This window comes from Gymnodinialimonas sp. JB5-7, from assembly GCF_055693405.1.
Window position 1 is genome coordinate 280,264 of sequence record NZ_JBVFUX010000004.1, and the last position, 25,938, is coordinate 306,201.

Sequence of the window (25,938 nt, forward strand, 5' to 3'; positions counted from 1 at the left end):
GTTCACCCCACGAATCTCCACCCCGAGGTTCGCAATCGCATCGCGAAGCGATCAGCGTTGCGCCCGTAGATGTCGTTGCGGAAGTTCAGGCGGCCCTCGGTATCGACCCACGCGGTCCAGTAGGTAATGTGCACCGGAATTGGCTCCGCAAGATCCACTTGTGTCTCGCGGCCCGAATCCAGAACCGTGTGGAACAATCCTTGGGGATCGTCCGTTTGACGCGCCAACAAGAAATAAGCAAATTCGTACGGATCATCCAAACGGATGCAGCCAGCTGAATAGGCACGGACCTCGTGGGTCATGAGGTTTTGCTCGGGACTGTCATGCAGGTAGATATTCCACTGGTTCGGGAACATGAACTTGACCATCCCAAGAGCGTTGCGCGGCCCCGGCGGTTGACGCAGGTCGAACGGAAAGTTCGAAGGCGTGTAACGCGACAGGTCGACGGAGCCACGGCTGACCGTCCGACCATTGGCCATCAGCTCAAGATGGTTTGCCCCTCCAGCCAGGATTTGCGGAATGTACGGGCGCGCAAGAGAGCGGGGCAGATACCAACTCGGATTGATGACCATATGCTCCATCGTGTCAGAGAATTCGGGCGTGCGACGGTCAGCGTCGCGGCTGCCGATGACCGAGCGGGTGATGAAGGTCACTTCGCCATCGTCGATCACACGAGTATGGAAATCGGGCAGGTTCACGAAGACATGCCGGTCGCCGCGGTCAAAGTTCAACCAGCGCTGACGCTCCATCGCCAGGATAACTTCCGAGAGATGGTCGGAGGCCGACCGGTTGACCGCGCGGATGGTATCTGCACCGGCAATGCCATCTGCTTCGATCCCGTTGTCGATCTGGAATTCCACAACGGCCTGCTGGATCCGAGCGTCATATTCGGCGGTCATGGACCGTTCGAGATACCCCATCGTGATGAGGCGATTGCGCAGTTGCACGACAGCTTCACCGCTCGCACCGGGTGCGAGCGAACCTGCCTGCACGGTGGCGCCATAGCCGCCATTGTCGATCAGGTTCTCCAGGTGCAGCTTGGCGCGCATCAGCCGCGTATATTCCGGGTGCTGCGGCGCCAGGGTTGCGATGTATTCGTAAGGATTGGCGTCCACGAACTCGGTGAACAGCTCCAGCGGATCGCGGCGCGGCAATGTGTGGACAATGTCACCAACGATATCGCCGGGCTCTAGAAAGCCGGAGTGGATGTCCTGTGCATATTGCAAGAACAGCAATGAGGCCTGAACGTCTGCGCGACCCATTTCATACGGGTTGGTTGCGCCTTCAAAGGCCGCGACAAGATCGGTCGTGTCATAACGCTGCGTCGGCAGGCCGTGGTTGTGCGCCTCCGCCAGCGCACTGAAAAGCGCGTTCCGGCGGTCGGCTGCATCAGCGGTGGTCCAGATCGGCTGGAAGTCCCGTTCCCGGTAGAAGGCCGCCAGCTGCTCCTCGGTCGAAGATGCTTCGGCAATGGCCTGTCGCAAGCTGGAAAATGCCTGTGCCTCTGCCTGCGCAGGCGCGAGAACCAAAGTTACTGCAGGCGTTGCGGCCAAGGCGAGCGAGAGAAGCGAAAGCCTCGCTAGTTTCAACATGTTAATATATCCCCAGTTGGATGGAAATCTGTGGTGCAGCCGTCAATGCCTCACCCTTACGTGAGCCTGCGCGCGAGTCCATTCACGTTTTTGCAAGTTTTCCAGGGTAGTTTCATGGATGCAACAGAGGGTTTCCAGACCTTCCACATCGCCAGAAGAGGTTTCGTGAACACGTCCCTGCCGTCCACCCATCGGCAATTTTCCGCTAAACCGGCAGAAAATCGCCGAAATTCGGGGACATATCCACAAGCTGAGGGCATCGGGGCTTTCAGAAAAGTTTCGATTGTGTCATTCAAGCCGCACTGAGCCTGTGGGGATGGCACACGAGTTTGTGATGATCGCATGGACAAGCGGTCGAGGTGCTGAATGGAACGGGCAGAACAAGGGGCAACGAACCCATGAACACGAATTTTTCGCGGCGCGCGCTGTATGCGCGCTTTCGCCGCCACGACTGTTGCGGCCGCGCCAGTGATGGCCAACGCAACTGGACTTCTTCGCGGTGCTGGCGATATCCGCCGCTTGAACATGTACAATGGACGTGCAGGTGAAAGCCTCAACATGATCTACTGGATCGAAGGCGAATACATCGGCCCGGCCTTGGAAGAGATCAATTATTTCATGCGCGACTGGCGGAACGGTCAGACGATCAACATCGATCCGCGCACGATCGACATCATGACAGCCGCGCACAACCTGATGGAAACGTCTGAGCCTTACACGCTTTTGTCGGGCTATCGTTCGCCTGAGACGAACGCGATGCTGCGTCGCCGGTCGTCGGGCGTTGCACGCAATTCGCGCCACATCCGCGGCGAAGCAGCCGACTTGCAGTTGCAGTCGCGTTCGGTCACGCAGATGTTCAATGCCGCGCGCTCCTGCAATGCAGGTGGTGTCGGTCGTTACTCGCGCTCGAACTTCGTCCATATGGATTGCGGACCTGTCCGCACTTGGGGTGGCTAAGGGCAAACGCCTGACTGCCTCGAAGGTTTCATCACGCCCCGCCCTGCCCGCGGGGCGTTTTCATGTCCGCCGATTGGACAAGTGACCATCGGCTCCCCATATTCCTGAAGGAAACCATGAGGGGAGCATAATGTCCGAATTCACCAAGAACCCCGACGTGATCGCCACGCTGACGCCTGAGCAATACCGCGTCACACAGCAAAGCGGCACGGAACGCCCCGGCACGGGCGAATACCTCGACAACAAAGAACCGGGAATCTACGTCGACATCGTGTCAGGCGAGCCCTTGTTCGCGTCCGCGGACAAATATGAAAGCGGATGCGGTTGGCCGTCATTCACAAAACCGATCGACAACGTGACCGAGCATCGGGACACCACCCATGGCATGATCCGCACCGAGGTGCGGTCCAAACACGGCGACAGCCATCTGGGACATGTCTTCCCTGACGGTCCGCGTGACCGAGGCGGTCTGCGCTATTGCATCAATTCCGCAAGCCTGCGGTTCATCCATCGTGACGATATGGAGGCCGAGGGCTACGGCAAATACATCGATCAAGTGGAGGATGTGGCATGAGTGACCGTGCAGTACTGGCCGGCGGCTGTTTCTGGGGCATGCAGGATCTGATCCGCAAACTGCCCGGTGTCGAGAAAACCCGCGTGGGCTATACCGGGGGCGATGTTCCCAACGCGACCTACCGCAACCACGGCACACATGCGGAAGGCATTGAAATCATTTATGATCCCAATGTCATCAGCTATCGCCAACTGCTGGAATTCTTCTTCCAGATCCATGACCCGACCACGCTGAACCGCCAAGGCAATGACCGTGGCATGAGCTACCGCTCAGCCATCTACTATGTCGATGAAGACCAGCGCCAAGTGGCTCTCGATACGATTGCTGACGTCAACCATAGCGGGATTTGGCCCGGTCCGGTTGTCACGGAGGTTGAGCCGGTGAGCGATTTCTGGGAAGCTGAGCCAGAGCATCAGGATTATCTGGAGCGGATTCCAAATGGCTATACCTGCCATTTCCCGCGTCCCGACTGGGTGCTGCCAAAACGGACCCAAGCAGCGGAGTAAGCCCATGGCCATTCGACATATCGCCGTTTTCGTGATCTTCGCGGGCGTCTATGCCGGATGGACAATGCTTGCCAAACGCAAGGAGGCTGCCGCCCGGAACGAGGCGGCGGCCAACATGCAATCTCCGAAAACCGAAGAGGCCTAGGCGCCCGCCAAGGCCTGCGCCTGCGCCCAAAGGGCATCGGGCACGTCGACCGGATCTAGATGCTTGCGTGGCACACCTGGTACGCGCCCCTCGCCGCCATCTGACGCGATCACATCAGCCACTCTCTTCAGGCGCGCACGCATGACGTCGCCGCCGGCATGGGCGTCGGGGTCAATCAGAAGATAGGTCTGCCCCAGATCATGTGGCGCCCCATCGGGCAGTTTCAGCCCCTTCACATCCAGTGAATTGACCGAGCCTGTCAGCCCCGCCGCCATCACTTCCACCAGCAATCCAAAAGCCCATCCCTTGGGACCCGCTGCACTGACCAGCGCCCCTTTAAGGGCCGCTTCGGGGTCCGTGGTGGGCTGGCCCTCTGCATCGACGGCCCATCCCAAGGGAATGCGCTCACTCGCGGCCTTGGCCATGGTGATCTTCCCGAGTGCAACCGCAGAGGTCGAGAAATCGGCATGCATCACCGGTGCGCCATCACCCGGGATCGTCATCGCGATCGGGTTGGTGCCCAGAACTGGCGCGCGTCCGCCGGGGGCCGCGACAATGGCTGAGGCATTGGTGAACCCAATCCCGATCAGACCCTTCGCTGCAATCTGTTCGGTGAAATACCCAAGCGAGGTGCAGGTATGGGCGTGCGCCACGCAAAGCGTTGCGACTCCGCATTCCTCTGCCGCTTCAATGGCTTGCGGTAAGGCGCGCGAAAACGCGGGCTGCGCAAAGCCGAACTTCGCATCCGCGCGAATGGTACCTGGTTTGGGGCGCGAAACCTCCGGCTCCACCGTTCCGTTCACCCTGCCCGATCGCAGCTGGGTGCAGTAGCTTTCAAGATAGTAGAGCCCACAGATGATATTGCCGGTCTCCTCCGCCCGGGCCACCGCTTTGGCGACCTCAGAGGCCTGGAACACACCTGCGCCATGGGCCAGCAAGGCTGCCTCTGCCGTTGCGCGGATATCGGATACGGAAACATGCATGGGCCACGCCTTTCAGGGACTGCAATTCTGCCGCGCACACAAACTGAGCGGCGACGGTCATGCAAGGAAAGAATGGCGGACCCTAGAGGATTCGAACCTCTGGCCTCTGCCTTCGGAGGGCAGCGCTCTATCCAGCTGAGCTAAGGGTCCCGTGCCGCGCGGTATAGCCCTGCCCCATCAGCATCGCAATCGGAAATCACCGCCTAGGCGGCGTGCTGCGTGACGTGATCCAATGCCCGCAAAACAACCTCTGGCCCGGCGCCGTCCCGGTGCGCCTCTTCCGACAGGGTCCGCTTCCACCCCCGCGCGCCGGGTCTGCCGGCGAATAAGCCCAACATATGCCGTGTGACCTGGTTGAGCCGCCCGCCCGCGCTCAGATGCGAGCTGATATAGGGCAACATCTCCAACGCGACATCTTCCGCAGTTCGCGCATTCGGGACGTCCCCATAAATCTGCGCATCAGCGGTCAGCAGAACATCCGACGGTGTGTGATACGCGGCACGTCCAATCATCACGCCGTCCATGCCATGGCTCAGGTGCAACTGCGCTTCGTTTAACGAAGCGACACCGCCGTTGATCGAGAGATGCAGTTCGGGAAAGGCAGATTTCATGCGATAGACCAACGGGTAGTCTAATGGAGGGACATCGCGGTTTTGCTTTGGGCTAAGCCCTTCGAGCCAAGCTTTTCGCGCATGGACTGTCACGCGCTTGATCCCGGCCTGCACCATCGCCTCAAGAAACCGGGGCAGCGCCTCTTCAGGGTCTTGCTCATCAACGCCGATACGGCATTTGACGGTCACCTCGACTGCGCTTTGATCCTGCATCGCCCGGACACAGTCGGCGACCAGATCGGGCTGGCGCATCAAAACAGCGCCAAAGCATCCCGATTGCACCCGGTCCGAGGGGCAACCGACATTCAGATTGATCTCATCATATTCATAGGTGCAGGCGATGCGCGTGGCTTCGGCCAATTCGGCCGGGTCAGAGCCCCCAATTGCAATGCTACGGGATGCTCCGCTGCATCATAGGCAAGCAAATGCGCCGCATCCCCTCGCGTGATCGCAGGCGCAGTAACCATCTCGGTGTAAAGCAAAGCATGACGCGACATCAGCCGATGCAGATACCGGCAGTGCCTGTCGGTCCAGTCCATCATCGGCGCCACGGACAGCCTAGCATGTTGATTTATCTTCATTTTTCGTGTATCTTCAAACTGTTCCGGGACAAAGTTGCTACGCAGGAATACGCCCCAATATCCCGCGATTTGCCCCTTTTCGACGACTCATTGCACACTCAGCGCACACGACATGGCCACCATAAACAAGCTTCCCTCCGGTGGATACCGGGTCCAGATCAGACGCAAGGGCCGCTACGCCAGCGAGACCTTTCACCGTCGTGACGACGCACACAAATGGGCCCGTCAGGCGGAGACACGTGTCGATCAGGGCCTGTCACCGAACAAGTCTTCCGTGGCCCGCCTTGCGACTTTTGGCGATCTCGTGGACCTGCATATAGACGACATGTGCTCCGTTGGGAAACCACCTCGCAGAAGTAAGGCGGCGACCCTGGCAACTTTGAAAAAGACCTTGGCAAGGAGCGCATTGGTCATATCGATCGCGCATTGTTGATAGAGTATGGTCGAAAGCGTGCCAAGAATGGGGCCGGTCCCGTTACACTTGGCATCGATATCGGTGTCATCAAGATGATCATCACGCATGCTGCAGCGGTGCACGGTCTCGATATTTCCTCAGAACCGGTCGATCTTGCCCGCGTTGCCTTGAAGCGGCTTGGCCTGATTGGCAAAGGCACGCAACGCGACAGAAGGCCGACAAAAGAAGAGTTGAACCGCCTGTTTCGCTGCTTTGACGACAACCAGCGCCTGACCCTACCAATGACACGGATCGTAAAATTCGCAGTAGCCACGGCCATGCGCCTCGATGAAATCTGCCGCGTAGAATGGCGCGATCTGGATGTCGAACGTCGGATGCTCCTGATCCGCGACCGCAAGGACCCGCGCAACAAAACAGGAAATGACCAGCGGATTCCGTTATTTGATGCCACTGGTTTCGACGCTTGGGCCTTGGTCAAGGCGCAGGGCAAGCATACAGGAAAGCTGGAGGGCAAGTTATTCCCCTATAACTCTCGATCTGTTGGCACCGCCTTTCGTCGCGCATGTGTAGAGGTTACGGTGAAGGACCTGCATTTCCACGACTTGCGTCATGAGGGCACAAGCCGCCTCTTCGAGGCGGGTTTCGCCATTGAACAGGTCTCCCTCGTAACTGGCCACAAGGATTGGAAGATGTTGCGCCGGTATACCCATATCCGGCCGGAAGCGCTGCATCACCTTCACGATGCGCGCCGCCTATCCCCGTCCAGAAATCTCGCGGCGGAGTGACCAAAGAGCGAGAGGCGTGCCGCCTGTTCCCGTGACGGGTTTGGAGGTCGAGAGAGAGGCTCCCGGCCGCCCGTCGCGGAGGGTTCCTTATGAATACCGAGATTATCGATGCCGGGCGTGACATCGGCGGCGGTTACAAGGTGGATGTGTCGCGCGGCGAGAATGTGGATCGCGTGTCGTCCGAATGGTTTTCGCGGCCGGATGACGAGCGATATCTGTCGCTTGACGATCTGTTCGCTTCGGTGAAAACACGCGCTCACCAGACCCGGACGCGCACGGTGGAGAGTGCGGCGATCCGGGTCGAGGCGCATCGCGACAACCCAGAGAAGCTGGGCCTCGTTCGCTCGCCGGACACGGATGAGCCAGTTGCGCCAACCCATTGGTCCTTCGGCCAGCTCTCGAGCCTCGTCGGTGCGCCCGCGGCCTATCTGCGGCAACTGCCTGCGCCGCTGGCGGGTATCAACCTACAGTACGGGCTGACCAACCACCGGGCCGAGCAGATCAAGACGATGGAGGTCCCGGATGGCCGCACGGAACTGCGCGCCGTGACTGGCCCCGGCTATGGTCGCATCGACGATCACGAGCTTGTCTCCGCCGTCCAGCGCATCGCGGGCAATGGCACGGGTGACACGCGCTGGAAGGTTCCCGGCGTACTCGATTGGTCGACCGGAATCTACAACCCGCGCGTGGACGTGACGAAGGAGAGGACGACGCTCTACGCCTCGGACCGCGACGTGTTCCTGTTCCTCGTCGACGATCTCAACCCGATCGAGGCGGGGCTGTTGCCCGACGGTTCGCCCGACCTTTTTCCGGGGGTTCTACTGCTGGAACTCCGAGGTGGGCGCCAAGACGCTTGGCATCGCCAGCTTCTACCTGCGCGCGGTCTGTCAGAACCGAAACCTCTGGGGCGTCGAAGATTTTCAGGAAATCAAAATCCGCCATTCGAAAAATACGCCGCGTCCCGCTTCGCGCATGAAGCGGCCCCGGCGCTCACCCGCTTTGCCAACTCCTCGCCCGCCCCCTTCATCGACGGCATTCGGGCCTCACGCGAAAAGATCGTGGCACGGTCGGACGAGGACCGGGAAGAATTCTTGCGCAAACGCGGGTTCTCGAGAATAGCCGCGACCACCATCATCGACACCGTGTTGACCGAAGAAGGTCGCCCGCCCGAAAGCGTCTTTGATTTCGTGCAAGGCATCACGGCGGTCGCGCGCAACAAACCACAGCAGGACGCCCGGCTGGAGATGGAGACCCGCGCCAAGACACTTCTCGAAAGCGCTGCCTGAAGCCAGTTGCGCCTAGATCGATCCGGTCCGCGTCTTTTCCAGTGGAAGAGGTGGGCCGGGTTTTCCGTGACGGGTTTGGAGGTCGAGAGAGTGGCTCCCGGCTGGCCCGTCGCGGAGTAATCCCGATGACCAAGCAACAGAAAATCACCCTCAGCGCCTCGCGCGACATCCCCTTCAACAAGCTGATGCTCAGCCAGTCGAACGTGCGCCATGTCAAGGCGGGCGTGTCGATGGAGGAACTGGCCGAGGATATCGCCCGGCGGACGCTGCTCAGCTCCATCACCGTGCGGCCCGTGCTGGATGAGAGCGGCGCCGAGACCGGCAAGTACACGATCCCCGCCGGCGGGCGGAGGTTCCGGGCGCTGGAACTGCTCGTGAAACAGAAGCGCATGAACAAGACCGCGCTGGTGCCCTGCATCGTCCGCACCGACGGCCTCGCCGAGGAGGACAGCTTGGCCGAGAACGTCCAGCGGGCACCCCTGCATCCGCTCGACCAGTTCCGTGCCTTCCAGGCGATGCGGGAGAAAGGTCGCACCGAGGAGGAAATCGCAGCCGCCTTCTTCGTTTCGCCCAGCGTGGTCAAGCAGCGGCTGAAGCTCGCCGCGGTCGCGCCGTTGCTGCTTGACGCCTATGCCGAGGAGGAGATGACGCTCGACCAGCTCATGGCCTTCACGGTCAATCCCGATCACGCGCGGCAGGAGCAGGTCTGGGAGGCGTTGCAGCGCCACTATTCGCGGCAGCCCTACGAAATCCGCCGGATGCTGACCGAAGGCGCAGTTCGGGCCTCGGACAAGCGGCGCAGTTCGTTGGGCTCGACAACTACATCGAGGCCGGCGGCGAAATCCTGCGTGATCTGTTCCAGCAGGACGATGGCGGCTGGCTGCAGGATGCCGCCCTTCTCGACCTCATGGTGCGTGAGAAACTGTCCGAGGAGGCTGAGGCGGTGCGCGCCGAGGGCTGGAAATGGGTCGAGGCCGACACGGACTTTCCCTATGGCCACACCTTCGGCCTGCGGCGCATTCATGGTGAAGCAGAGCCGGTTAGCGACGAGGAAGAATCGTCCGACCAAGCGCTGAAGGCCGAATACGATGCGCTTGAGGCGGAACATGCCGAAGCCGATGAGTTGCCGGACGAGGTTGACGCACGTCTCGAAGAGATCGAAACGGCCATGGAGGCGTTGCACGACCGTCCGATCCTGCTCCGTTCGACAATCCCGGCCGAAGGCGAGCGGAACTATCGCTACGGCCTTCAGGGTGACACCCCTCCTTGGCGGCCTGTCTCAGTCTTTGACGATGGGCGTCGTGTCTATGTCGTGTTTCCGCCCGGCATCGCACAAGGCGAAATGCCACCTCTTTTCGTCATTGGCACAGACGGGAGCGGGCAGATCGTCAACACCCGCGTACATAGGAGTATTCTGATCGTCGACCGTCTGTTCGGCGCAGCAGAACTCCGGCTCGGCGAACGCCGTCAAGACGTCGTTCGCATTGTTCGGACGGACGGCGTCCAACAGCGGCCTGGTTCACCTGACCCGGCCGTGGAGGACACGCAATGACCCCGTCCGCCGACATGCACGATCCACCAAATTTGGAGGAAGACATTGCCAAAGACCTCCGCCTGCGGGCTGACCCTCCACGGGTCATGCGCCTTTCACGCCGAGCCATCGCACTAATTGTGGCCATCGGTGGCTTAACACTTGGGTTCATCTTGATTGCAGCCCTCCAGAACAATCGACAAGCCGATACCCAGCCCGAACTCTTCTCCACGGAACGCATTCAACCCGCCGACGGTCTTTCGACATTACCCAGCGACTATGCCGACATTCCCCGTCTCGGACCTCCCCTCCTGGGAGAGCTTGGCCGCGCCATCCTCGGCGCGCAGGATCGTGGGCAACCAGTCCCGGTACCGCCGCTCACTGGTCCTGTGCCACCTGTTGTTGATCTGGGCGAGCAACGACGCATCCAAGAGATTGACGCTGCACGGTTGAGCGCTCTCTTTGCCGAGGCGCAAACCGTACCCAGCAACAGACCTGCATCTGCCACGGGGTCGAGCGCGACTGGCGTCCTGTTTCCATCGACTTCTGGCTCCGGAGTTGGGGTCGATCCAACTACAGGGCTTGAAGGATTTCTGAATGCTGAACCGGACGGAGACGCTGTGAGCGGCGAACGTATTGCAGCGCCCGCCAGCCCATACATCGTGCAAGCTGGCAGCGTGATATCAGCAGCATTGATCACAGGTCTACGCTCAGACCTTCCCGGACAGATCTCCGCTCAGGTTACATCAAATGTCTATGACAGCCCGTCCGGGAACTATCTCTTGATCCCACAGGGTGCCCGGCTTTTGGGGGAATACCACAGCCGCATTACCGCAGGTCAAAGCCGTTTGCTCCTCGTTTGGACTCGCCTCATTCTTCCGGACGGTCGGTCAATAGTTCTGGAGCGTGAACCTGGCACCGACAGCGCCGGTGCCACAGGACTACAAGATCGCGTCAACTACCATTGGGGCCGCATCTTCCTCGCTGCGGGCCTTGCGACAATCCTCAACATCGGACTGGACGGAGAAAGCGAAGACGACACTGCCAACGCAATCCGCGAAGCCGCACAAGACACCATTGGTCGCACGGGAGACGATATCGTGCGTCAGCAACTTGCTATCCCGCCAACGTTGACAATTCGCCCGGGCTTTCCCGTCCAGGTATTGGTGACCCGTGACCTGATCCTGGAACCTCTGGGGCAAGTACGATGACCAAATTGAAGCTGGGGCCAATCCACGACGACAAGCCGGTCAAACTGACCGTGGAGTTGCCTGCCGATGTTCACCGCGACCTCAATGACTATGCGGCTGTTCTGGCAAAACAATCCGGGCAGGACTTGGAAGCCGCGCGCATCGTCGCGCCAATGCTTGCACGCTTCATGGCATCTGACCGCGGCTTTGCAACTGCAAGAAAGGATTTACGAACGCTTCGCACATGATCGGTTGCGGCCCCTGACTTAGGTTCGCCCGCTCAATGAGTGTGCAAACAGACTGGCAGTTGGCCAACCATGATACGGCTCTTTGGCTTGCCGGAAATGGGTGCAGTTGTTGAGCTAGTGAGCGTCGAAACGGCTCTATCGCAGCACCTGCGTGGCCGCCCAGACAATTGATATCAAGATGGGTTGGTGGATCAAATAGACCACGAGAGTGTGCCGTCCGAAGAACCCGAATACACGCATCGTGCGCGACGTCTTGGTGGTGGAGAGTTTCTCCCAATAACCTAAGTGCGATGCCAATTTCGCCGCAGCCAGGCCTGCCAAGAAGGCCGCAAACCATGGAAAGATCGGCTCGTAATCTACGGTGCTCAGCGGGATCGTCTGCAAGCCCGTCCACCAAAGCCACGGCGCATTGAAGACCGGGGATGCCGCGAAGTCCGGTGCGAAGAAAACCGCGACGGCGAGGAGCACGATGACCACAATCGGAAGACGCAGGGCAGCCAATCCCAAGACGCTGCACAAGGCAATTGAGTGCAGGATGCCGAAGAAAACAAAGGCGTCGGGAAACGCGATGTATGTGGCGACAGACACCAGCGCTGCCGCCGCCAAGATAATTGCCAAACGCTTGCTGAAGGCGGTCCATCTAATGCCGTTTGCGTGGGACAGCCATAGGCCAACGCCCGCCAGAAACACGAAAGATCCTGCGGAAGCTACGGCAAGACCACGCCAAAAGCCGGCGCCAGTCGTGCCGGGTTCGACATAGCCAAAAATTTCCAAATCGAACACGAAGTGAAACACCGCCATCGCCAAAAGCGCCGCGACCCGCGCAATGTCTAGGATGAAGATGCGGGGACGGGATACAGTAACGTCGCCGGTTGTAGTGGTCATGGGCATTCGCCTCTCGATGAGTTCTTCGTTGGTGTCCGAGAGACAATCAATCCGACGTAGAACGACGTTTGAACGCAACCGCCAATTTTTACTAGTTCTATGTGGCTATGCATTGTCAGCCTGTCCGTGACCATGGACATCATCATGACCGAACAATGGCGCCTCGGCGTCACAAACTCCATTGCGCTCGAACTCCAGAGTGGAGTGACTGATCCCGAACTTTGCACCAATTTGCGTCTTTAGCTCTGCCTTGATTTGCTCCAGCCGCTCCCACGCGGTGTCTTCGACGACAACATGAGCATCGAGCGCTGGGGCATTTTCTTCCATCTGCCACAGGTGCACGTGGTGAACGTCGCTGACGCCCTCTGCTTGGCGCAGAAGGGCCACCACCTCCCCTCCGTCGATGTCCGGCGGGGAACCGAGCATCAGTGTCCGAATCGGACCACCGATCTCAGCAAACGCCAAATACAGAATGTAGAGCGCAATCCCGATTGTGATCGCCGGATCCACCCAGCGCATGTCGTAGAGGATAATGAGCGTGCCCCCGACGATAACGGCGACCGAGGCGAGAGCGTCGGACAGGTTGTGCAGGAACAACGCGCGGATGTTCTGGCTGCCTTTCTGCATGGAATAGGTCAACGCCGCCGTCAGGGCGTCAACCACCAGTGCCAGGCCCGCGATGATGACGACGGTCCACCCTTGAACCTCGGTCGGTTCAAACAGGCGCATGCTGCCTTCGTAGATAAGATAGAGCCCGATCACGATCAGCGTCGTGTAATTGATCAGAGCTGCCACGGTCTCGATCCGGCCATAGCCGAAGGTCATCCGCTCATCAGCGGGCCGGCGAGCGATTTTACGAGCCGCAAAGGCAATGACGAGCGCCGCCATGTCCGAGAAGTTGTGCAGCGCGTCCGCGATCAGGGCGAGTGAGCCTGCAAGAATGCCGCCCACGATCTGCGCAACGGTCAGAAGACCGTTGGCCCAAATCGCAATAGCGACGCGGCGATCCCCGCTTGAGGGATCTAGATGGGCATGGCTGTGGCCGTGGTGATCATGCGGCATGGGTCTCTTCCTGATGCTCATGGGCAATGGAGGCGTTGGGTGTCAGACGGCCTGCGCGGAAGGCCTGCACCCGCGCGTTCATCCAATGCCGAATGATGTTGCGATAGAGCCATCCCCGCAGTCGACCGAACTTCTGCTCATGTTGTGCGTAAAAGGCGTCAGGCGTGTCAAACGTTCCGAAGTCCTGAACGATCCCAGTGTCTTGGATGTAGGTGTCCTGCCCGGTCCATTCGACGGGCGGCGCGCTCAGGCAATCCGTTCCGGCACCATAACCACACAGGCTTTCGCGGTCGGTAAACGTAGACTGCAGAACCTTCAGAAACGCGTCGTCGAGAATGAAGCCTTCGAGGTTGATCCATGTGCCGTTTAGTTCGACCTCGATCCAAGAATGCAGGATCTCATCCGGCGCAATCGGGTAGACGAGTTCCGGCACAACGCCGCGCTGAAGGCCCTTGTGGATCGTGAACCCGTGTATCCTGCACTTGATGCCGACACCCCGAAAGAGTGCCATGAGGAGCGTGCCCTTGGTGTTGCACTGGCCATAGCCATCGGACAGCACCTCCGAAGCCGAAATGTCATCGGCGCGGTTGTAGCCGAACGCGATCTCGTTGCGCACAAAGTCATAGACAACTCCGATCTTGTCGCGGTCGGGCAGATCGCGCCAGCCCCTTTCTGCGATAAGCCGGGCGATGGATGCCGTTCCAAAATCCAGGATCGGGGTTGCAGTCAGTAAAGGGTCAGCATGTGTCACGAATGGTCTCCTCGAATCTTTCGAGGATATAGATAATTGCTACAGCCACTGTAGCTTCAAGTGGAAACTTGGAAGCGTTTTCTGCGCTTACTCAAGCGCCAATTTGATCATGCTCGGTCAGGCACTCTGAATGGTCTCTGAGCACTTCAAGGACACGGCATTGTGCGGCGTTACCGCCACTGCATTCCTTGACCATTCGCTTCAATTCTGTGCGAAGGGCTTTCAGTCGCTCCATCCTTTGCTCTACGAGTTTCAATTGGCGGCGTGCAATCTCATCGGCTTCGTGACAGGGCCGATCCGGAGCGTCAGTCAAATCAAGTAACTCCCGGATCGCATCGAGCGGGAACCCCAATTGTCGACTGTGTCGGATAAATGCGAGGCGATCGAGCTCAGCGTCACCATAGCGTCGTTGTCCGCCTTCGGTGCGATCAGGTTCGGGCATCAGGCCGATTTGCTCATAGTACCGGATCGTCTGCACCTTCGTCCCGGTTCTCTTCGCCAAGGTTCCAATCGTGAGCATGCTCAAACCCCTAACATACGTAAAGTCTTTGTAGGTTTCGGCATGATGGGTGGCAAGGGCTGGAATCACGTCCTTGTGATATTGTGTCGTGCAGCGAATTTTCGTCTTGAACCTCCAGTTGCTAGAGGATGTATCCGCCGAGACAAATAAGAATTAACCGCAGGTAAACCTAGTTGTCCCTCCTTTCCCTCCGAAGAACCCTATGGGTGTTGGTGGCTGTCGCGGCGCTTACGGCGTTATGGCTGATGCTCTGGCCAAATCTTAGGGATGATCGCGCACAGACTGGGTCTGATCCTGCCTTCTATGCCGATTTTGAGCTAACCGATCACCGCGGAATGGTGCAACAAGATGAGTACTTCGATGGGCGCTGGATGCTGATCTTTTTTGGCTTCACCAACTGTCCAGATATTTGTCCTACCACCCTGTCCGAAGTCGCATACGTGATGGACGGCCTCGGTGAGGACGCCGCAGACGTGCAGCCTCTTTTCATCACGATCGATCCTGCGCGGGATACGACGACCGCACTCGCCGAATATGTCTCGCTGTTCGACGCGAACATTATCGGCCTCACCGGAACGCCGGAACAGATCGCACGCACATCTGATACCTTCCCGATCTTCTTTGAGCGCATCGAAGAAGCGGCCGCACCTGACGGCTACACCATGGGACACACATCACATCTGTTCCTGTTCGACCCCGAGGCTGGCTTTGCGACCTCCTGGGCCTACGGCACGCCCGCCGAAGAAATCCTCGCCGATTTGCAAAACATAATGGAGGCCAGATGAACCGTTTGACCGGAGAAACCGCCCTTGGGCTGGCTTGGATCATCGCCGTCGTAGCCTCACTTGCCGTGCTTTTCATCGGTGAAGTCTTGGGACAGACACCCTGCGTCCTGTGCTGGTTCCAGCGCGCTTTCATGTTCCCGCTGGCCATCATCCTTGGTCTTGGCCTCTGGTGGCAGGACACGCGGGTCGGCCGATACGGCATCGCACTGGCCCTCGGCGGCGGTGCAATCGCACTTTGGCATATGGGGCTCTATGCGGGCCTGATCCCCGAGCGCATCCAACCCTGCACAGCCACTGGCCCCTCTTGCACTGACGACAACCAATTGGTTTTCGGCATTCCCATCCCGCTGATGGCCCTCGCGGCCTTCGCGCTGATCGGAATGCTGTCAGCCCTTTCACTGAAGGACACACGAACATGAACCGACGTAGCCTAATCCTGTCCGTTCTCGCCGTGGGCGTTGCCGGTTTCGGCGGTGCGACCTGGCTGGCAACAAGGCCAGGTCCGATTGCCGAGGCGGAGCCATTGGCACCGGAACTGGCAGAGGCCATGATCCGCCCCTACTCACCCGTCCTTGGGCCCGAAGAAGCGCCTGTCACGATCGTGGAATTCTTCGATCCTGCCTGCGAGGCATGCCGCGCCTTTCATCCAATCGTGAAAGACATCATGGCCGAGCATGGTGACGCCGTCCGTGTCGTAATTCGGTACACACCGTTCCATGGAGAAGCGTCCGAGGAAGCGATCCGCGTGCTGGAAGCGGCCCGTATGCAGGGGTTTTTGAACCAGTTCTCGAAGCTGTCTTGCGCGAACAACCAAATTGGGCGTCCCACGGAGCGCCTGCACCTGGCCGTCTTCTGCAAATCGCCGCGACAGCAGGGCTCGATGTCGAGGCTGCGCGCACGCAAATGCTATCGCCCGGTGTCGTGGCAATCCTGAACCAAGATCGTGCCGACGTTGAAACCGTCGGTATTCGTCAGACGCCGACCTTCTTCGTGAACGGCATTTCGCCGGATCCATTTGGTGAGGCGGAATTGCGGCGGTTGGTTGCTTCGCAAGTCGCTGCAGCGCAGAGCTGAACTAATTGATTGGGAATTAGACACATGAAAAAGATCGTATCCACGGGCGCGCTGTTGGTGCTGTTCTCTTTCGCGGGTGCTTCCATGACTGCGCTAGCCGACGCGGACGATATCGACATCGACGGCGCTTGGGCACGAGCGTCCATTGGAATGAACCGTCCCGGTGCCGCCTATATGACGATCCGCAACACCGGCACCGAGCCCGTGACACTGATTGGACTTTCGACCCCGCTGGCCATGATGCCCGCCATACATCAAACGAGAACTAGCGCCGAGGGCGTCAGTAGCATGACTCCCACCGACGAAATCACCATCGCACCGGGTGAGAGCGTGGCTCTGGAACCCGGTGGCCTGCACGCCATGTTGATGCAACTACAAGAGCCAATGACTGAAGGGGAGACATTTCCATTAACTCTGGTCTTCGAAGATGGTGGTGAAGCGACGGTCGAAGTGCCGATCCTCGGCTTCGCGGCGCGCGGGCCCGAAGACTGATGAAGCGAACGCGTGTATGGGGCATTGGCGCAACCGCCGTCGCGGCCATTGGCATGATGCTTTTCGTGGGATGGTGGCAAGTCGACGGCCCCGGCGCACCGGAGCCGATGGGGCAACGCCCCATTCCTTTGACCGAGATGGCGTTCAGCTTGACCGATCATGAAGGCAACGCTGTCGGGCCCGAGGCCCTTCTCGGCAATCCCACCATGGCCTTTTTCGGTTTCACTTATTGCCCAGATGTCTGCCCGACCACGCTTTCCGATATCTCAGACTGGCTTGACGCGTTGGGCAATGAGGCAGATCCGCTGAACGTGATCTTCATCACGGTCGATCCCGAGCGGGATACCGTCGCCGCAATGGCGGAGTACGTCAGCTATTTCCACCCTGCAATCCGCGGCTGGACTGGTCCGGAAGAGCAGATTGCTCGCGCGGCGGAGGGCTTTCGTGCCGTCTTTGAGAGAGTGCCGACCGACGACGGGGACTACACGATGAACCATACCGCCAGCGTCTTCCTATTCGACGCCGAGGGGCAATTCGTCACCACGATCGATTACCACGAGGCAAGAGAATTTGCGCTGCCAAAAATCCGCCGCGCACTGCAACAAGAAATGGAAGAAACGACATGATGCTGAGGACGATAGCAGCGGGTTTGGCAATTGTGGCTGGTGTCTCGGGGGCCGCGATTTTCGCTGCTGGGACCTGGTTGAGAGACCCGGTACCAAGCGGATTGGACGAGGCATCCCTGTGGCTGCCCGAACCACCGACGCTTCCCGACACAATTGGGCACGGAGCAGTTCGTTTCGCAACGATGCGATCCGAGAGTGCGCGCGATCAACGCCCCCTGCCCCCTTTTCTGCCCCCTGCCATCGACGCACAGCCGCCAGTGATCCAACCTCCTCTATCGACTTGGTCCCGTGACATCGCACCCGGCGAAACGCTTGATGAAGTACTCGGCCGACTCCGGGATGGCGACGTCCGACCGGGCAGCAGTCGCCTTGGCAATTAGCGCTGAATACGATCTGCGACGGCTTCGGCCCGGCCACTCGCTCACGATTGTCTCCACCATGGACGGCAGTCCGCAGACGGTCTCCCTCACCGTCGAGGACGGCGTGAGGATCGAGGCAGTTTTTGGAACTGAGATGGTCGCACTAGTCATGGCCCCGGAGACCGAAGTTGTGACGGTAGCCGGTGAAGCGATCATTTCGACCTCAATGTTCGCCGCACTCGATGAAGCCGGGATTCCTGCCCGTTTTGCCGTCGACCTCGCTCAGATGTTGGGCGGCACCGTGGATTTCCGCCGAGATATGGCTGGTGGAGAAAGGCTCCGCCTGCTTTGGCGCGAGGCGCGTGTTGGTGAAGAACGTATCGGCCAGCCGGAGCTTGCCTTCGCAGCTTTGGAAATCGCGGGAAGTCTCTATGAGGTTGTATGGCCAGATGATGCCAGCGGACAGGCGACGATCTATGTAGATGGCGATGTGTTGCGCGTTTTCGCGCAACCCGTAGTGGGCGCACGGTTAAGTTCTGTCTTCGGGCGTCGCACGCATCCGGTCTTTGGCAACGTAAGAATGCATACGGGCGTGGACTTTGCCGCGGCGCACGGAACGCCTGTGCAATCGACAGCGCCGGGACGCGTGAGCTTCATCGGATGGCGAAACGGCTATGGCCGTGTTGTCGAAATAGCCCACGGTCCGGACATCACGACGCGCTATGCGCATCTCAGTACTGTGCCTGAAAGTCTCGCGGAAGGTCAGCGCGTCAACGCCGGGGATATGATCGGGCGTGTCGGAGAAACCGGCACTACCACGGCCCCGAACCTTCATTACGAAGTGCTCGTGAACGGCCGTCCAGACAGACCCCCTCGCCGACGACCGTCTGGCTAACGCGGTTGATCCCGAAGCGGATGATGGAGCGGCGTTGTCACGCCTCACCTGAGGCCCGCGCATATATGGAGGAAAGCTTAGGTCCGAATGATGCCACTTCAGCATTCTGAAACGGCTCTGATGCGTTCTGCGAGATGCAATCACGACACTTGGTCTCGACCAGTATCAGTACCGGCTACAAAAAGCGAAACTCGAACAAGCCTTCCCATACGGACAAGGCAGGCCTATTGAGAATAAGTCGCATTTAAACTGACATACGGATTGGCCTGCAATGGAAACCCTCTCACCAGTAATGCTCGGCTTCCTCGGAAGCCTCGCTGCCGGATCACTTACCTCAGTTGGAGCCCTGCCCGTGTTGTTCGGCCGTGTCCCATCGCGGTCCACCCGTGATCTTTCGCTCGGATCTCGCGGCAGGCGTGATGCTTGCGGCTTCGTTCTTCTCACTGATTATTCCCGCCCTGGACGCAGCTGATATTCGGCTCGAGAGCGAAGCAGCGCCTGCGGCCATCGTTTGCGTCGCGATACTGCTCGGGATGGGTGCGGTTGCGCTGATGAACGAAAAGCTCCCACACGAGCATTTCAACACCGGGCGCGAAGGGCCCGAAGGTGCGTCCCTCCGGCGGGTCTGGCTTTTCATCATCGCGATTACGATCCACAACTTTCCAGAGGGCCTTGCAGTTGGTGTTGGGTTCGGGTCCGGCGGCATGGAAGGCGGCATGCCCCTTGCGATTGGTATTGGCCTACAGAACGCGCCCGAAGGTCTCGCCGTCGCTGTGGCTTTGCTTGGTGAAGGCTATTCCAAATGGCGTGCGTGGGGCATCGCAGCGCTCACCGGCATGGTCGAACCCATCGGCGGATTGCTTGGGGCAGGCATCATCACGCTGTCAGAGCCGCTGTTGCCATGGGGCCTTGCCTTTGCTGCGGGCGCGATGCTCTATGTCATCAGCCACGAGATCATCCCCGAAACCCACCGCAGTGGCCATCAGAACAAGGCCACCCTCGGCCTTGCGATCGGCCTCGTGATTATGCTGTTCCTAGATGTCTACCTGGGGTGATTGCGGAAGATTCTGCCCTCACCAAGTTGGTGCGTCCGTCAGGGATAAATATCAATCGGGGTGCCGTTCTGCACCATCGCATAAATGATCTCAATCTGCCGATCCGTGACAGAAGGGCAGCCCGCCGTCCAATCCCGCACATTCATTGGGTCAATTCCGCGCCGCGGACCGCCATGGATGAAGATATCTCCACCGGGCGAACGACCGTGCGACTCCGCAAACGCGATGTCGGCCTCATTCGGGTAGGAGATACCGATGGACAAATGGAATTCGCTGTTCGGATTGCGGCGGTCGATAATGTATGCCCCCTCGGGCGTGCGGCCATCGCCTTCGAACTGTTTGTGACCCACGGGCGCGAAGCCAAGTCCGATTGGGAACCTCCGCAATTCACCCTCAGCGCCATCAAGGATTAGCAAACGCTCATCCTTGTACATTCTGAGCCGCGTGACCTGCGGTCCATCGTAGTCCCGGAACCTGCTGGCGCAGCCGGACAGAAATGCGGTGATCGTACCCAAAAGAAAGATGCGGCGTTTCATGGAGAAAGCTCGGTTTTATGACTATGCCTCATGACGATAGTTAGCATGCCAAATCTAGTTGATCAAAGCCGAGTTTAATCGCGAAAGAACAAGTTGTGGCAGCCATGTGATCAATTCAGGTCGCCATGCCAGCAAGGCAATCAGTGCGACTTCGATGACCACGAGCGGTCCCGCGCCGCGATAGATATCGGCCAGATTGACGCTCGGTGGCGCCGCCATTTTGGCGAAGAACAGCGCATATCCGAACGGCGGTGTGAGAAATGAGGTCTGAAGCGCCAATGCGATCAGACCAGCCAACCAGACCTGCGAGAAATAGACCGACCCGACGTGATCGGAGAAATCCAGCTGTGCGAACACAGGAAGGAAGATCGGTAGGAACACGAGCAGAATTTCGATCCAGTCGAACACGAACCCCAGCACAAGAATAACGCCCAACAGCATGCCAAGGGTCGCCCAACGCCCAAGGTCAAATCCATCAATCCACGCAAGAAGCAGCTGCCCACCCTCCAACAGATTGAAGCTGAGCGAGAAAATCGATGCACCCACGACGATGAAGAATACCATCGAGGTCATGGACGCCGTCTGCACAATCGTCTTGTTCAGCCGCTCAATTGTCATGCGACCGCGAACCGCCATAACAAATAGCGCGCCAAAGACCCCGACGCCCGCAGCTTCCGACAGGGTCGCGACCCCGCCCATGATACTGAGGGGAATGGCGGCGATCACCGCAATCGCCAGAATCGAGGACGCCACATCCCGCAGGGTCGGCTTTGCTTCGTCCGAAAGTGAGATATCGATACGCCCTCTCAGCGTGACGGAAAAATAGACGGAAAAGAAGAAAACCAGAATGAGCACTGGAACGACCAAGGCCGAATACATCAGGGAAATACGAAGCTGAAAGACATTGGCCACGAAGAACAGAAGGACCGCCGGGGGGAAGACGACGCCCAACGCGCCGGATGCCGCCACGGCCGATCCTGCAGCTGACGCGGAATACCCTGAGCGCAGCATCGGGGCGTAGGCCACCAATGCCACGGTCACGACGGAAGCTCCAATCACTCCAGCGGCGGGGGCGAGGATCAGGCCAATTAACAACGTGGCAATGGCATAGTGACCGGGGAGCCTCCTGAGTGCCTGCCCCAGTGTTCGAAACAGGGTTGATGAAATGCCGCTGGCGTTCAGCACCAGCCCCAGAAAGATCAGAAGAGGCACGGTGGTGAACTGCACCCCTTCGTTCGTCAGGATGCCACGCACGCGAAGGTAGATCAGACCCAAGTGGCCGAAATCCGTAGCCTCCAGCCAGACCGCCCCCACAAAGGCAAGAAAGCCAGTCGCCGTCAGAACCAAAGCCACGGGAAAGCCGCTGAATACACCGAGCGCCAGAATACCCAGCATGGCGATGGCCAGGAATTCAGTCTCCACGGGGAAGGTCTTCCTCAGAGAATGGGGAGAGGTTGTCGCGATTGCCGCGCAGGAACGCGACGTTCCGCGCGATGACGATAAGCCCGGCCAATCCCAGAACCACCGGGCCGATCACAGCGGCAATGCGGCGTGCCCAAATGTCGTTGTCCGCGAATTGCGTTGTTCGCATCAACCCATCCCAGCCGTAGTAGGTGAGGATGGCCGCGAGGGGCAGAACGACGAGGAGGCAACCACCAAGCTCGATCCAAGCCAGGCGGCGTGGCGGCCAATTCCTTCGAAACACGTCCACGCGCACATGGCCGTCCCGTAGATAGGTGAACCCGAATGTCATGAAGATCAGGATGAACAGCAAGGACGTCGAAATGTCCGGAAGATACGACGACACCCCAAGGTGTAGTTTGCGATCAAGCATTTGCAGGCCGGTGAAAAACGCGATGGGGACCACTGTCAGCCAAGCGGTCCCCACACCTATCGAATGGATGATCTTTTCCAGCACGTCAAATATGCGCATTCTGCCCCCACCTTCGCCGCCCTCCCGCGCCACCTTATTGTCCAGGCGCCAAGGCCCCCTTGGCCATCTGCGCGCCGACCCGCTTTCCACCGGCAGGTGGTGGCTTTGACTCTCCAGCGTTCAGAAGCCGCAGGGCATTGGCAACTACGACCAGCGACACGCCAACATCTGCAGCGATAGCGCCCCACATGGACGCCATCCCGAAGGCCGTCAGGCCAACAAACAGCGCCTTTGTCGCCAGCGAAATCGCAATGTTCTGGCGGATGATCGACATGGCCCGGCGTGAATGGCCGATAAGCCAAGGCACCTTGCCGATATCGTCGGTCATGAGTGCGATATCCGCCGTCTCAATCGCTGCATCCGAGCCGACGGCACCCATGGCAATCGCGTAATGCGCCCGCGCCATGGCGGGTGCGTCGTTCACGCCGTCGCCGATCATGGCCACCATGTCGTGGGTTTCGACCAGCTCTTCGATGGCTTTCACTTTGTCTTCGGGCAGAAGCTCAGCGCGGACCTCGTCGATGCCCACTTCGGCGGCGACGGCGCGCGCAGTGCGCTCGTTATCGCCCGTCAGCATGACGATGGTTTTCACGCCCTGTGCGTGAAGCCGCGCCACGATGCCTTTAGCGTCTGGACGGATCCTGTCACGCAACTCCAGAAGTCCCATGACGCCCGTGTCGTCGCCCACGGCGACAAGCGTGCTTCCAGCGCCTTCAATCCGGTCGCGGATGTCTTTTGGAATGGCGCTGCCAAATCCCTTCTCTTCCGCGAAACGGTCAGAGCCAAGCCAAATCGAACGGCCAGCAGCGCGCCCTTCAAGCCCGCGACCCGGCACAGTGCGAGTATCTTCAGCGGCAGACACCGTGACGCCGTCGACCTCGGCCCGCGCAATAATGGCGCGCGCCAATGGGTGCGAGGATCGCGCCTCAAGACCGGCAGCCATCTCGATCAGGTCCCTGGCCGTCGCGGTTCCCAACGGATGCACGGACGCCACCTCTGGCTCGCCCATGGTGATCGTTCCGGTCTTGTCCATCGCCAGCGCCGTCGTGCGGCCGGGCGCTTCGACATAGGCCCCGCCCTTGATCAGCACCCCAGCCCGAGCAGATGCGGCAAGTGCCGCAACGATTGACACAGGCGTTGAGATCACCAACGCGCAGGGGCAGGCAATGACCAGAAGGACAAGCGCGTTGTAGAACCAGTAGTCCCACGCCCCGCCTGCGATGAGCGGCGGCAGAACTGCAATCGCGATCGCCAGCACCATCACGATGGGCGTGTAGATGCGTGCGAATTTCGTGACCCATTGTTCTACCGGCGCGCGGCGTGCATGGGAATCGCCAACCATGCGCGTGATCTTGGCCAGCACCGTGTCCGATGCCAACTTGGTAGCGCGCACCGTCAGTGTGCCTTCACCATTGATTGTGCCTGCGTAGACGTCATCCCCGGTTTCCTTCGGTACCAGCGCGCTTTCACCGGTGATCGGCGCCTGATCGACGGCTCCCATCCCGGATGTGACCTCTCCATCAAGCGGAATACGGTCGCCGCCGCGCACTATGAAGCGGTCGCCTACGACCAATTCTGCGGCAGGCATGTCCATTTCGGCGCCGTCATCGCGGATCACCCGCGCCGTTGGCGGCGCGAGATCGAGAAGTGCGGAGACCGCATTCCTTGCGCGTCCGACGCTCCAACTTTCCAGGAAGAGAGACAGCGAGAAGAAGAACGCAACCGTTGCCGCCTCAAAGAACTCCCCCAGGCCGATCGCGCCCGCAACTGCCACCACCATCAGCAGGTTCATGTCGGGCGAAAGCCGCCGCGCGGAGGACCACGCTTTGGGCGCCACGAGCCAGACGCCGAACAGGATCGCGATTGCAAAAATGCAACCTCGATCAACGGCATCGGCGCTTCCCCGTGGCCGGAAAAGAGCCCGACAGCCCCGCCCAAGCCGGTCTCAACCACGTGCCAGATGAAGCCTGCGGCCCAAAAGCCCCCACTGAGGAACGTGAACACCCTTTGGCGGGCAAGGTGTGCAGCCTGATCGACTGATGCGCTGTCGGCATCCCACGGCTTGGCTGTCATGCCGGTGCTTGCGACCAACTCTGCAACATGTGCGTCCGAAATCGCTCTGGCGCTATCCAGAACGGTCATTCGGCCATTGATGACATCGAAGGCCAAATGCTTAGCGCCGCCCACATTGGGCCCAACCACCTTGTTGAGGATCGAGACTTCCTCAGCGCAGTCTAGGCCAGACACCTGAAAGCTGCGCCCCGAGGATGGGGCAACAGCGGAAGGGGCAATATCTCCACCAGAATTGGCGCTGCCGCAGCAGGCATCGCCATCCGTGTGCGTTTTCTCGGAATGATCGTGACGGTGTGTTTCGGACGGCATGGTGTCACCTCGGGATTCGGTATGATGGAACCGAGATAGCACCTACAGTCACTATAGCTTCAAGAGGTTAATTTTCGCCAACCCGCAGGTTGCTGAAAGACGCTCTCGGCGCAGATTGAACACCCGCAAAGAAGAAACCACACCCGGCAGTACGGCATAGTTCCCTCTTAACAAGTCTGGTGCCTGACGAGAGCAAAGACACGTTTGTGAGACCCCGGATTATTGGCTTCGACTTTTCTAAGCCGGATAAAGGCGCGCCATGGATCCGATTTCGACATTGGGGAAGAGAGCGTTGATATGTGGCATAACCATTCGCACACATCCGGAACTCGCGCGACTTCCGATTGACCAAGGCTGTGGTGTGCCATGGATCCTAAGGTAAGTATCTCGCTGACCGACATACAAATACAGCGCACGTGAGCCGAGCGCATTGTTGGGCCCAGGTTCCTGCCCGTTGGCATACTGCGAATATACCTCCGGCTCCCGCGCGATCATGTTTGCAGTGGGGGTCCAATGTGGCCATTCGACCTTGCGACGGATCGTGTAAGTCCCCGGTTGGTACAACCCGTCACGGCCAATGGCGACGCCATATCGCATCGCAGTTCCACCGGTTTCGATATGGTACAGGTAGCGCGCGGTCGCATCGACGTGAATGTCACCCGGAACAAGCCCATCGTTCGCTGCCACCCTTTGGGGCAGCAGACGAGGGTTCAAGCCCCACGGATTGGTGGTAGCCAGATCAAAACCCGGCGGCGTAACCTGCGCGTCCCAAGACGCCATTTCCGACTCTGTTGGCCAATTATTTGCCAACGACGGTCCAGCCAATGCGGCCGAAAACAAAGCCGTGGTCGTTTGAATGAAATGTCGTCTCGTCAGCATCTGTTTTCCCCGCATCAAAATTTGTCTTTCAGTGGCTTGCCCACAGTTTGTCCATCGGCTTGCCCACAGTTTGTCCACCTCATTGTAACGCCTCCGGTAGCTGGAGGTTCAAGCGAAAAGTTGGACGCAAAATGCCGAATTTGCAGATTTAACGGGAACGTGAACGTTCAGTTCGCCCTTTGCCTTTCATGGTACAATCGGCGAGACGCATCGCCACACCTCCATTTGAACCTCTGGTCCGCAACACGAGGTCACAGATGACCAGGTCCGCTCAAAAAAATCGGTCAGCTCCTCGGGTCG

23 protein-coding genes, 1 tRNA gene and 6 pseudogenes are annotated in these 25,938 nt (G+C 59.3%); 16 read left to right on the top strand and 14 right to left on the bottom strand.

Annotation, left to right across the window (positions count from 1 at the left end; translation table 11 throughout):
- Window positions 1-2: 2 nt before the first annotated feature.
- Entirely contained in the window at window positions 3-1,592 is a 1,590-nt protein-coding gene (locus ACZ1HK_RS02055) for a L,D-transpeptidase family protein (protein WP_472627252.1), read from the bottom strand.
- Between the two features lie 429 nt (window positions 1,593-2,021).
- Here ACZ1HK_RS02055 and mepK point away from each other — a divergent pair, with 429 nt between their 5' ends.
- The 4 genes from mepK (at window position 2,022) to ACZ1HK_RS02075 (ending at window position 3,774) form a co-directional block, all read left to right on the top strand.
- A complete protein-coding gene (gene mepK, locus ACZ1HK_RS02060) occupies window positions 2,022-2,549 on the top strand; it encodes a peptidoglycan L,D-endopeptidase MepK (protein WP_472627253.1) in 528 nt (175 codons plus the stop codon).
- Window positions 2,550-2,679: 130 nt separating this feature from the next.
- Window positions 2,680-3,123: a peptide-methionine (R)-S-oxide reductase MsrB gene (msrB, locus tag ACZ1HK_RS02065; protein WP_472627254.1), complete on the top strand. Its 444-nt coding sequence runs from the start codon at window positions 2,680-2,682 to the stop codon at window positions 3,121-3,123.
- Window positions 3,120-3,629: a peptide-methionine (S)-S-oxide reductase MsrA gene (gene msrA, locus ACZ1HK_RS02070; protein ID WP_472627255.1), complete on the top strand. Its 510-nt coding sequence runs from the start codon at window positions 3,120-3,122 to the stop codon at window positions 3,627-3,629. Before msrB ends, msrA begins: the two co-directional genes overlap by 4 nt.
- Before the next feature lie 4 nt (window positions 3,630-3,633).
- The gene (locus tag ACZ1HK_RS02075) at window positions 3,634-3,774 is read left to right on the top strand and encodes a hypothetical protein (protein ID WP_472627256.1); all 141 of its coding nucleotides are present in this window, start codon (window positions 3,634-3,636) and stop codon (window positions 3,772-3,774) included.
- Here the strand turns inward: ACZ1HK_RS02075 and ACZ1HK_RS02080 are convergent.
- The 3 genes and pseudogenes from ACZ1HK_RS02080 to dusA form a co-directional block, all read right to left on the bottom strand.
- Window positions 3,771-4,757, bottom strand: coding sequence for an Ldh family oxidoreductase (locus tag ACZ1HK_RS02080; protein ID WP_472627257.1), 987 nt, complete (start codon window positions 4,755-4,757; stop codon window positions 3,771-3,773). The two genes, ACZ1HK_RS02075 and ACZ1HK_RS02080, sit on opposite strands and share 4 nt — an antisense overlap.
- A gap of 73 nt (window positions 4,758-4,830) precedes the next feature.
- Window positions 4,831-4,907: transfer RNA gene (locus ACZ1HK_RS02085), tRNA-Arg, on the bottom strand.
- A gap of 53 nt (window positions 4,908-4,960) precedes the next feature.
- Window positions 4,961-5,910, bottom strand: a pseudogene (gene dusA / locus ACZ1HK_RS02090) (tRNA dihydrouridine(20/20a) synthase DusA).
- A 546-nt stretch (window positions 5,911-6,456) separates the two neighbouring features.
- On the opposite strand from dusA, the gene ACZ1HK_RS02095 reads away from it, so the two are divergent.
- The 5 genes and pseudogenes from ACZ1HK_RS02095 to ACZ1HK_RS02115 all read left to right on the top strand — a co-directional run bounded on the left by ACZ1HK_RS02095 (window position 6,457) and on the right by ACZ1HK_RS02115 (window position 11,404).
- A complete protein-coding gene (locus ACZ1HK_RS02095) occupies window positions 6,457-7,149 on the top strand; it encodes a site-specific integrase (RefSeq protein ID WP_472627258.1) in 693 nt (230 codons plus the stop codon).
- Between the two features lie 89 nt (window positions 7,150-7,238).
- Window positions 7,239-8,435, top strand: a pseudogene (locus ACZ1HK_RS02100) (DUF932 domain-containing protein).
- Between the two features lie 125 nt (window positions 8,436-8,560).
- A pseudogene (locus ACZ1HK_RS02105) lies at window positions 8,561-9,987 on the top strand (TrbG/VirB9 family P-type conjugative transfer protein).
- The gene (locus ACZ1HK_RS02110) at window positions 9,984-11,177 is read left to right on the top strand and encodes a TraB/TrbI/VirB10 family type IV secretion system protein (protein ID WP_472627259.1); all 1,194 of its coding nucleotides are present in this window, start codon (window positions 9,984-9,986) and stop codon (window positions 11,175-11,177) included. The pseudogene ACZ1HK_RS02105 and the gene ACZ1HK_RS02110 overlap by 4 nt, the downstream one beginning before the upstream one ends.
- Window positions 11,174-11,404: a DUF2274 domain-containing protein gene (locus tag ACZ1HK_RS02115; protein WP_472627260.1), complete on the top strand. Its 231-nt coding sequence runs from the start codon at window positions 11,174-11,176 to the stop codon at window positions 11,402-11,404. Before ACZ1HK_RS02110 ends, ACZ1HK_RS02115 begins: the two co-directional genes overlap by 4 nt.
- Window positions 11,405-11,539: 135 nt before the next feature.
- Here the strand turns inward: ACZ1HK_RS02115 and ACZ1HK_RS02120 are convergent, their stop codons facing one another.
- The 4 genes from ACZ1HK_RS02120 to ACZ1HK_RS02135 form a co-directional block, all read right to left on the bottom strand.
- Window positions 11,540-12,289, bottom strand: coding sequence for a heparan-alpha-glucosaminide N-acetyltransferase (locus tag ACZ1HK_RS02120; RefSeq protein WP_472627261.1), 750 nt, complete (start codon window positions 12,287-12,289; stop codon window positions 11,540-11,542).
- Between the two features lie 105 nt (window positions 12,290-12,394).
- Window positions 12,395-13,351 (bottom strand): cation diffusion facilitator family transporter, encoded by a 957-nt coding sequence (locus ACZ1HK_RS02125; RefSeq protein ID WP_472627262.1) that lies wholly within the window; start codon window positions 13,349-13,351, stop codon window positions 12,395-12,397.
- Window positions 13,341-14,102 carry a transglutaminase-like domain-containing protein gene (locus ACZ1HK_RS02130; protein WP_472627263.1) on the bottom strand — a complete coding sequence of 254 codons (762 nt, stop codon included), beginning with the start codon at window positions 14,100-14,102 and terminating at the stop codon, window positions 13,341-13,343. The genes ACZ1HK_RS02125 and ACZ1HK_RS02130 overlap by 11 nt, the downstream gene beginning before the upstream one ends.
- Before the next feature lie 91 nt (window positions 14,103-14,193).
- Window positions 14,194-14,622, bottom strand: coding sequence for a MerR family transcriptional regulator (locus ACZ1HK_RS02135; protein WP_472627869.1), 429 nt, complete (start codon window positions 14,620-14,622; stop codon window positions 14,194-14,196).
- A 209-nt stretch (window positions 14,623-14,831) separates the two neighbouring features.
- Between ACZ1HK_RS02135 and ACZ1HK_RS02140 the strand changes: the two genes are divergently transcribed.
- The 7 genes and pseudogenes from ACZ1HK_RS02140 to ACZ1HK_RS02170 all read left to right on the top strand — a co-directional run bounded on the left by ACZ1HK_RS02140 (window position 14,832) and on the right by ACZ1HK_RS02170 (window position 19,908).
- Window positions 14,832-15,407 (top strand): SCO family protein, encoded by a 576-nt coding sequence (locus tag ACZ1HK_RS02140; RefSeq protein WP_472627870.1) that lies wholly within the window; start codon window positions 14,832-14,834, stop codon window positions 15,405-15,407.
- Complete coding sequence (locus ACZ1HK_RS02145; protein ID WP_472627264.1) at window positions 15,404-15,826, top strand: disulfide bond formation protein B; 423 nt, start codon at window positions 15,404-15,406, stop codon at window positions 15,824-15,826. Before ACZ1HK_RS02140 ends, ACZ1HK_RS02145 begins: the two co-directional genes overlap by 4 nt.
- Window positions 15,823-16,481: pseudogene (locus ACZ1HK_RS02150) on the top strand (DsbA family protein). Before ACZ1HK_RS02145 ends, ACZ1HK_RS02150 begins: the two are co-directional and overlap by 4 nt.
- 24 nt (window positions 16,482-16,505) lie before the next feature.
- Complete coding sequence (locus tag ACZ1HK_RS02155) at window positions 16,506-16,973, top strand: copper chaperone PCu(A)C (RefSeq protein WP_472627265.1); 468 nt, start codon at window positions 16,506-16,508, stop codon at window positions 16,971-16,973.
- Window positions 16,973-17,599, top strand: coding sequence for an SCO family protein (locus ACZ1HK_RS02160; protein WP_472627266.1), 627 nt, complete (start codon window positions 16,973-16,975; stop codon window positions 17,597-17,599). The genes ACZ1HK_RS02155 and ACZ1HK_RS02160 overlap by 1 nt, the downstream gene beginning before the upstream one ends.
- Window positions 17,596-18,963, top strand: a pseudogene (locus tag ACZ1HK_RS02165) (M23 family metallopeptidase). Before ACZ1HK_RS02160 ends, ACZ1HK_RS02165 begins: the two are co-directional and overlap by 4 nt.
- A 161-nt stretch (window positions 18,964-19,124) precedes the next feature.
- Window positions 19,125-19,908 (top strand): annotated as a pseudogene (locus ACZ1HK_RS02170) (ZIP family metal transporter).
- Window positions 19,909-19,946: 38 nt separating this feature from the next.
- On the opposite strand, the gene ACZ1HK_RS02175 reads toward ACZ1HK_RS02170, so the two are convergent.
- The 6 genes from ACZ1HK_RS02175 to ACZ1HK_RS02200 all read right to left on the bottom strand — a co-directional run bounded on the left by ACZ1HK_RS02175 (window position 19,947) and on the right by ACZ1HK_RS02200 (window position 25,638).
- Complete coding sequence (locus ACZ1HK_RS02175; RefSeq protein ID WP_472627267.1) at window positions 19,947-20,444, bottom strand: L,D-transpeptidase family protein; 498 nt, start codon at window positions 20,442-20,444, stop codon at window positions 19,947-19,949.
- A gap of 54 nt (window positions 20,445-20,498) precedes the next feature.
- Window positions 20,499-21,866 (bottom strand): TRAP transporter large permease, encoded by a 1,368-nt coding sequence (locus ACZ1HK_RS02180; RefSeq protein WP_472627268.1) that lies wholly within the window; start codon window positions 21,864-21,866, stop codon window positions 20,499-20,501.
- Entirely contained in the window at window positions 21,856-22,377 is a 522-nt protein-coding gene (locus ACZ1HK_RS02185; protein WP_472627269.1) for a TRAP transporter small permease subunit, read from the bottom strand. The genes ACZ1HK_RS02180 and ACZ1HK_RS02185 overlap by 11 nt, the downstream gene beginning before the upstream one ends.
- A 34-nt stretch (window positions 22,378-22,411) precedes the next feature.
- On the bottom strand, window positions 22,412-24,214 hold the full coding sequence (locus ACZ1HK_RS02190; RefSeq protein ID WP_472627270.1) for a heavy metal translocating P-type ATPase: 1,803 nt from the start codon (window positions 24,212-24,214) through the stop codon (window positions 22,412-22,414).
- Window positions 24,166-24,759 carry a hypothetical protein gene (locus ACZ1HK_RS02195; protein ID WP_472627271.1) on the bottom strand — a complete coding sequence of 198 codons (594 nt, stop codon included), beginning with the start codon at window positions 24,757-24,759 and terminating at the stop codon, window positions 24,166-24,168. Before ACZ1HK_RS02195 ends, ACZ1HK_RS02190 begins: the two co-directional genes overlap by 49 nt.
- Window positions 24,760-24,996: 237 nt before the next feature.
- The gene (locus ACZ1HK_RS02200) at window positions 24,997-25,638 is read right to left on the bottom strand and encodes a L,D-transpeptidase (protein ID WP_472627871.1); all 642 of its coding nucleotides are present in this window, start codon (window positions 25,636-25,638) and stop codon (window positions 24,997-24,999) included.
- Window positions 25,639-25,938: the final 300 nt, after the last annotated feature.

What these genes read in the sequence shown, in the direction of transcription:
- ACZ1HK_RS02145 (WP_472627264.1), top strand. Translation starts at nt 15,404, where the DNA reads ATGAACCGTTTGACCGGAGAAACCGCCCTTGGGCTGGCTTGGATCATC.
- ACZ1HK_RS02095 (WP_472627258.1), top strand. Translation starts at nt 6,457, where the DNA reads ATGATCATCACGCATGCTGCAGCGGTGCACGGTCTCGATATTTCCTCA.
- ACZ1HK_RS02125 (WP_472627262.1), bottom strand. Translation starts at nt 13,351, where the DNA reads ATGCCGCATGATCACCACGGCCACAGCCATGCCCATCTAGATCCCTCA.
- ACZ1HK_RS02200 (WP_472627871.1), bottom strand. Translation starts at nt 25,638, where the DNA reads ATGCTGACGAGACGACATTTCATTCAAACGACCACGGCTTTGTTTTCG.
- ACZ1HK_RS02185 (WP_472627269.1), bottom strand. Translation starts at nt 22,377, where the DNA reads ATGCGCATATTTGACGTGCTGGAAAAGATCATCCATTCGATAGGTGTG.
- ACZ1HK_RS02195 (WP_472627271.1), bottom strand. Translation starts at nt 24,759, where the DNA reads ATGCCGTCCGAAACACACCGTCACGATCATTCCGAGAAAACGCACACG.
- msrA (WP_472627255.1), top strand. Translation starts at nt 3,120, where the DNA reads ATGAGTGACCGTGCAGTACTGGCCGGCGGCTGTTTCTGGGGCATGCAG.
- ACZ1HK_RS02075 (WP_472627256.1), top strand. Translation starts at nt 3,634, where the DNA reads ATGGCCATTCGACATATCGCCGTTTTCGTGATCTTCGCGGGCGTCTAT.
- mepK (WP_472627253.1), top strand. Translation starts at nt 2,022, where the DNA reads ATGCGCGCTTTCGCCGCCACGACTGTTGCGGCCGCGCCAGTGATGGCC.
- ACZ1HK_RS02175 (WP_472627267.1), bottom strand. Translation starts at nt 20,444, where the DNA reads ATGAAACGCCGCATCTTTCTTTTGGGTACGATCACCGCATTTCTGTCC.
- ACZ1HK_RS02080 (WP_472627257.1), bottom strand. Translation starts at nt 4,757, where the DNA reads ATGCATGTTTCCGTATCCGATATCCGCGCAACGGCAGAGGCAGCCTTG.
- ACZ1HK_RS02055 (WP_472627252.1), bottom strand. Translation starts at nt 1,592, where the DNA reads ATGTTGAAACTAGCGAGGCTTTCGCTTCTCTCGCTCGCCTTGGCCGCA.
- ACZ1HK_RS02115 (WP_472627260.1), top strand. Translation starts at nt 11,174, where the DNA reads ATGACCAAATTGAAGCTGGGGCCAATCCACGACGACAAGCCGGTCAAA.
- msrB (WP_472627254.1), top strand. Translation starts at nt 2,680, where the DNA reads ATGTCCGAATTCACCAAGAACCCCGACGTGATCGCCACGCTGACGCCT.
- ACZ1HK_RS02155 (WP_472627265.1), top strand. Translation starts at nt 16,506, where the DNA reads ATGAAAAAGATCGTATCCACGGGCGCGCTGTTGGTGCTGTTCTCTTTC.
- ACZ1HK_RS02120 (WP_472627261.1), bottom strand. Translation starts at nt 12,289, where the DNA reads ATGACCACTACAACCGGCGACGTTACTGTATCCCGTCCCCGCATCTTC.
- ACZ1HK_RS02110 (WP_472627259.1), top strand. Translation starts at nt 9,984, where the DNA reads ATGACCCCGTCCGCCGACATGCACGATCCACCAAATTTGGAGGAAGAC.
- ACZ1HK_RS02160 (WP_472627266.1), top strand. Translation starts at nt 16,973, where the DNA reads ATGAAGCGAACGCGTGTATGGGGCATTGGCGCAACCGCCGTCGCGGCC.
- ACZ1HK_RS02135 (WP_472627869.1), bottom strand. Translation starts at nt 14,622, where the DNA reads ATGCTCACGATTGGAACCTTGGCGAAGAGAACCGGGACGAAGGTGCAG.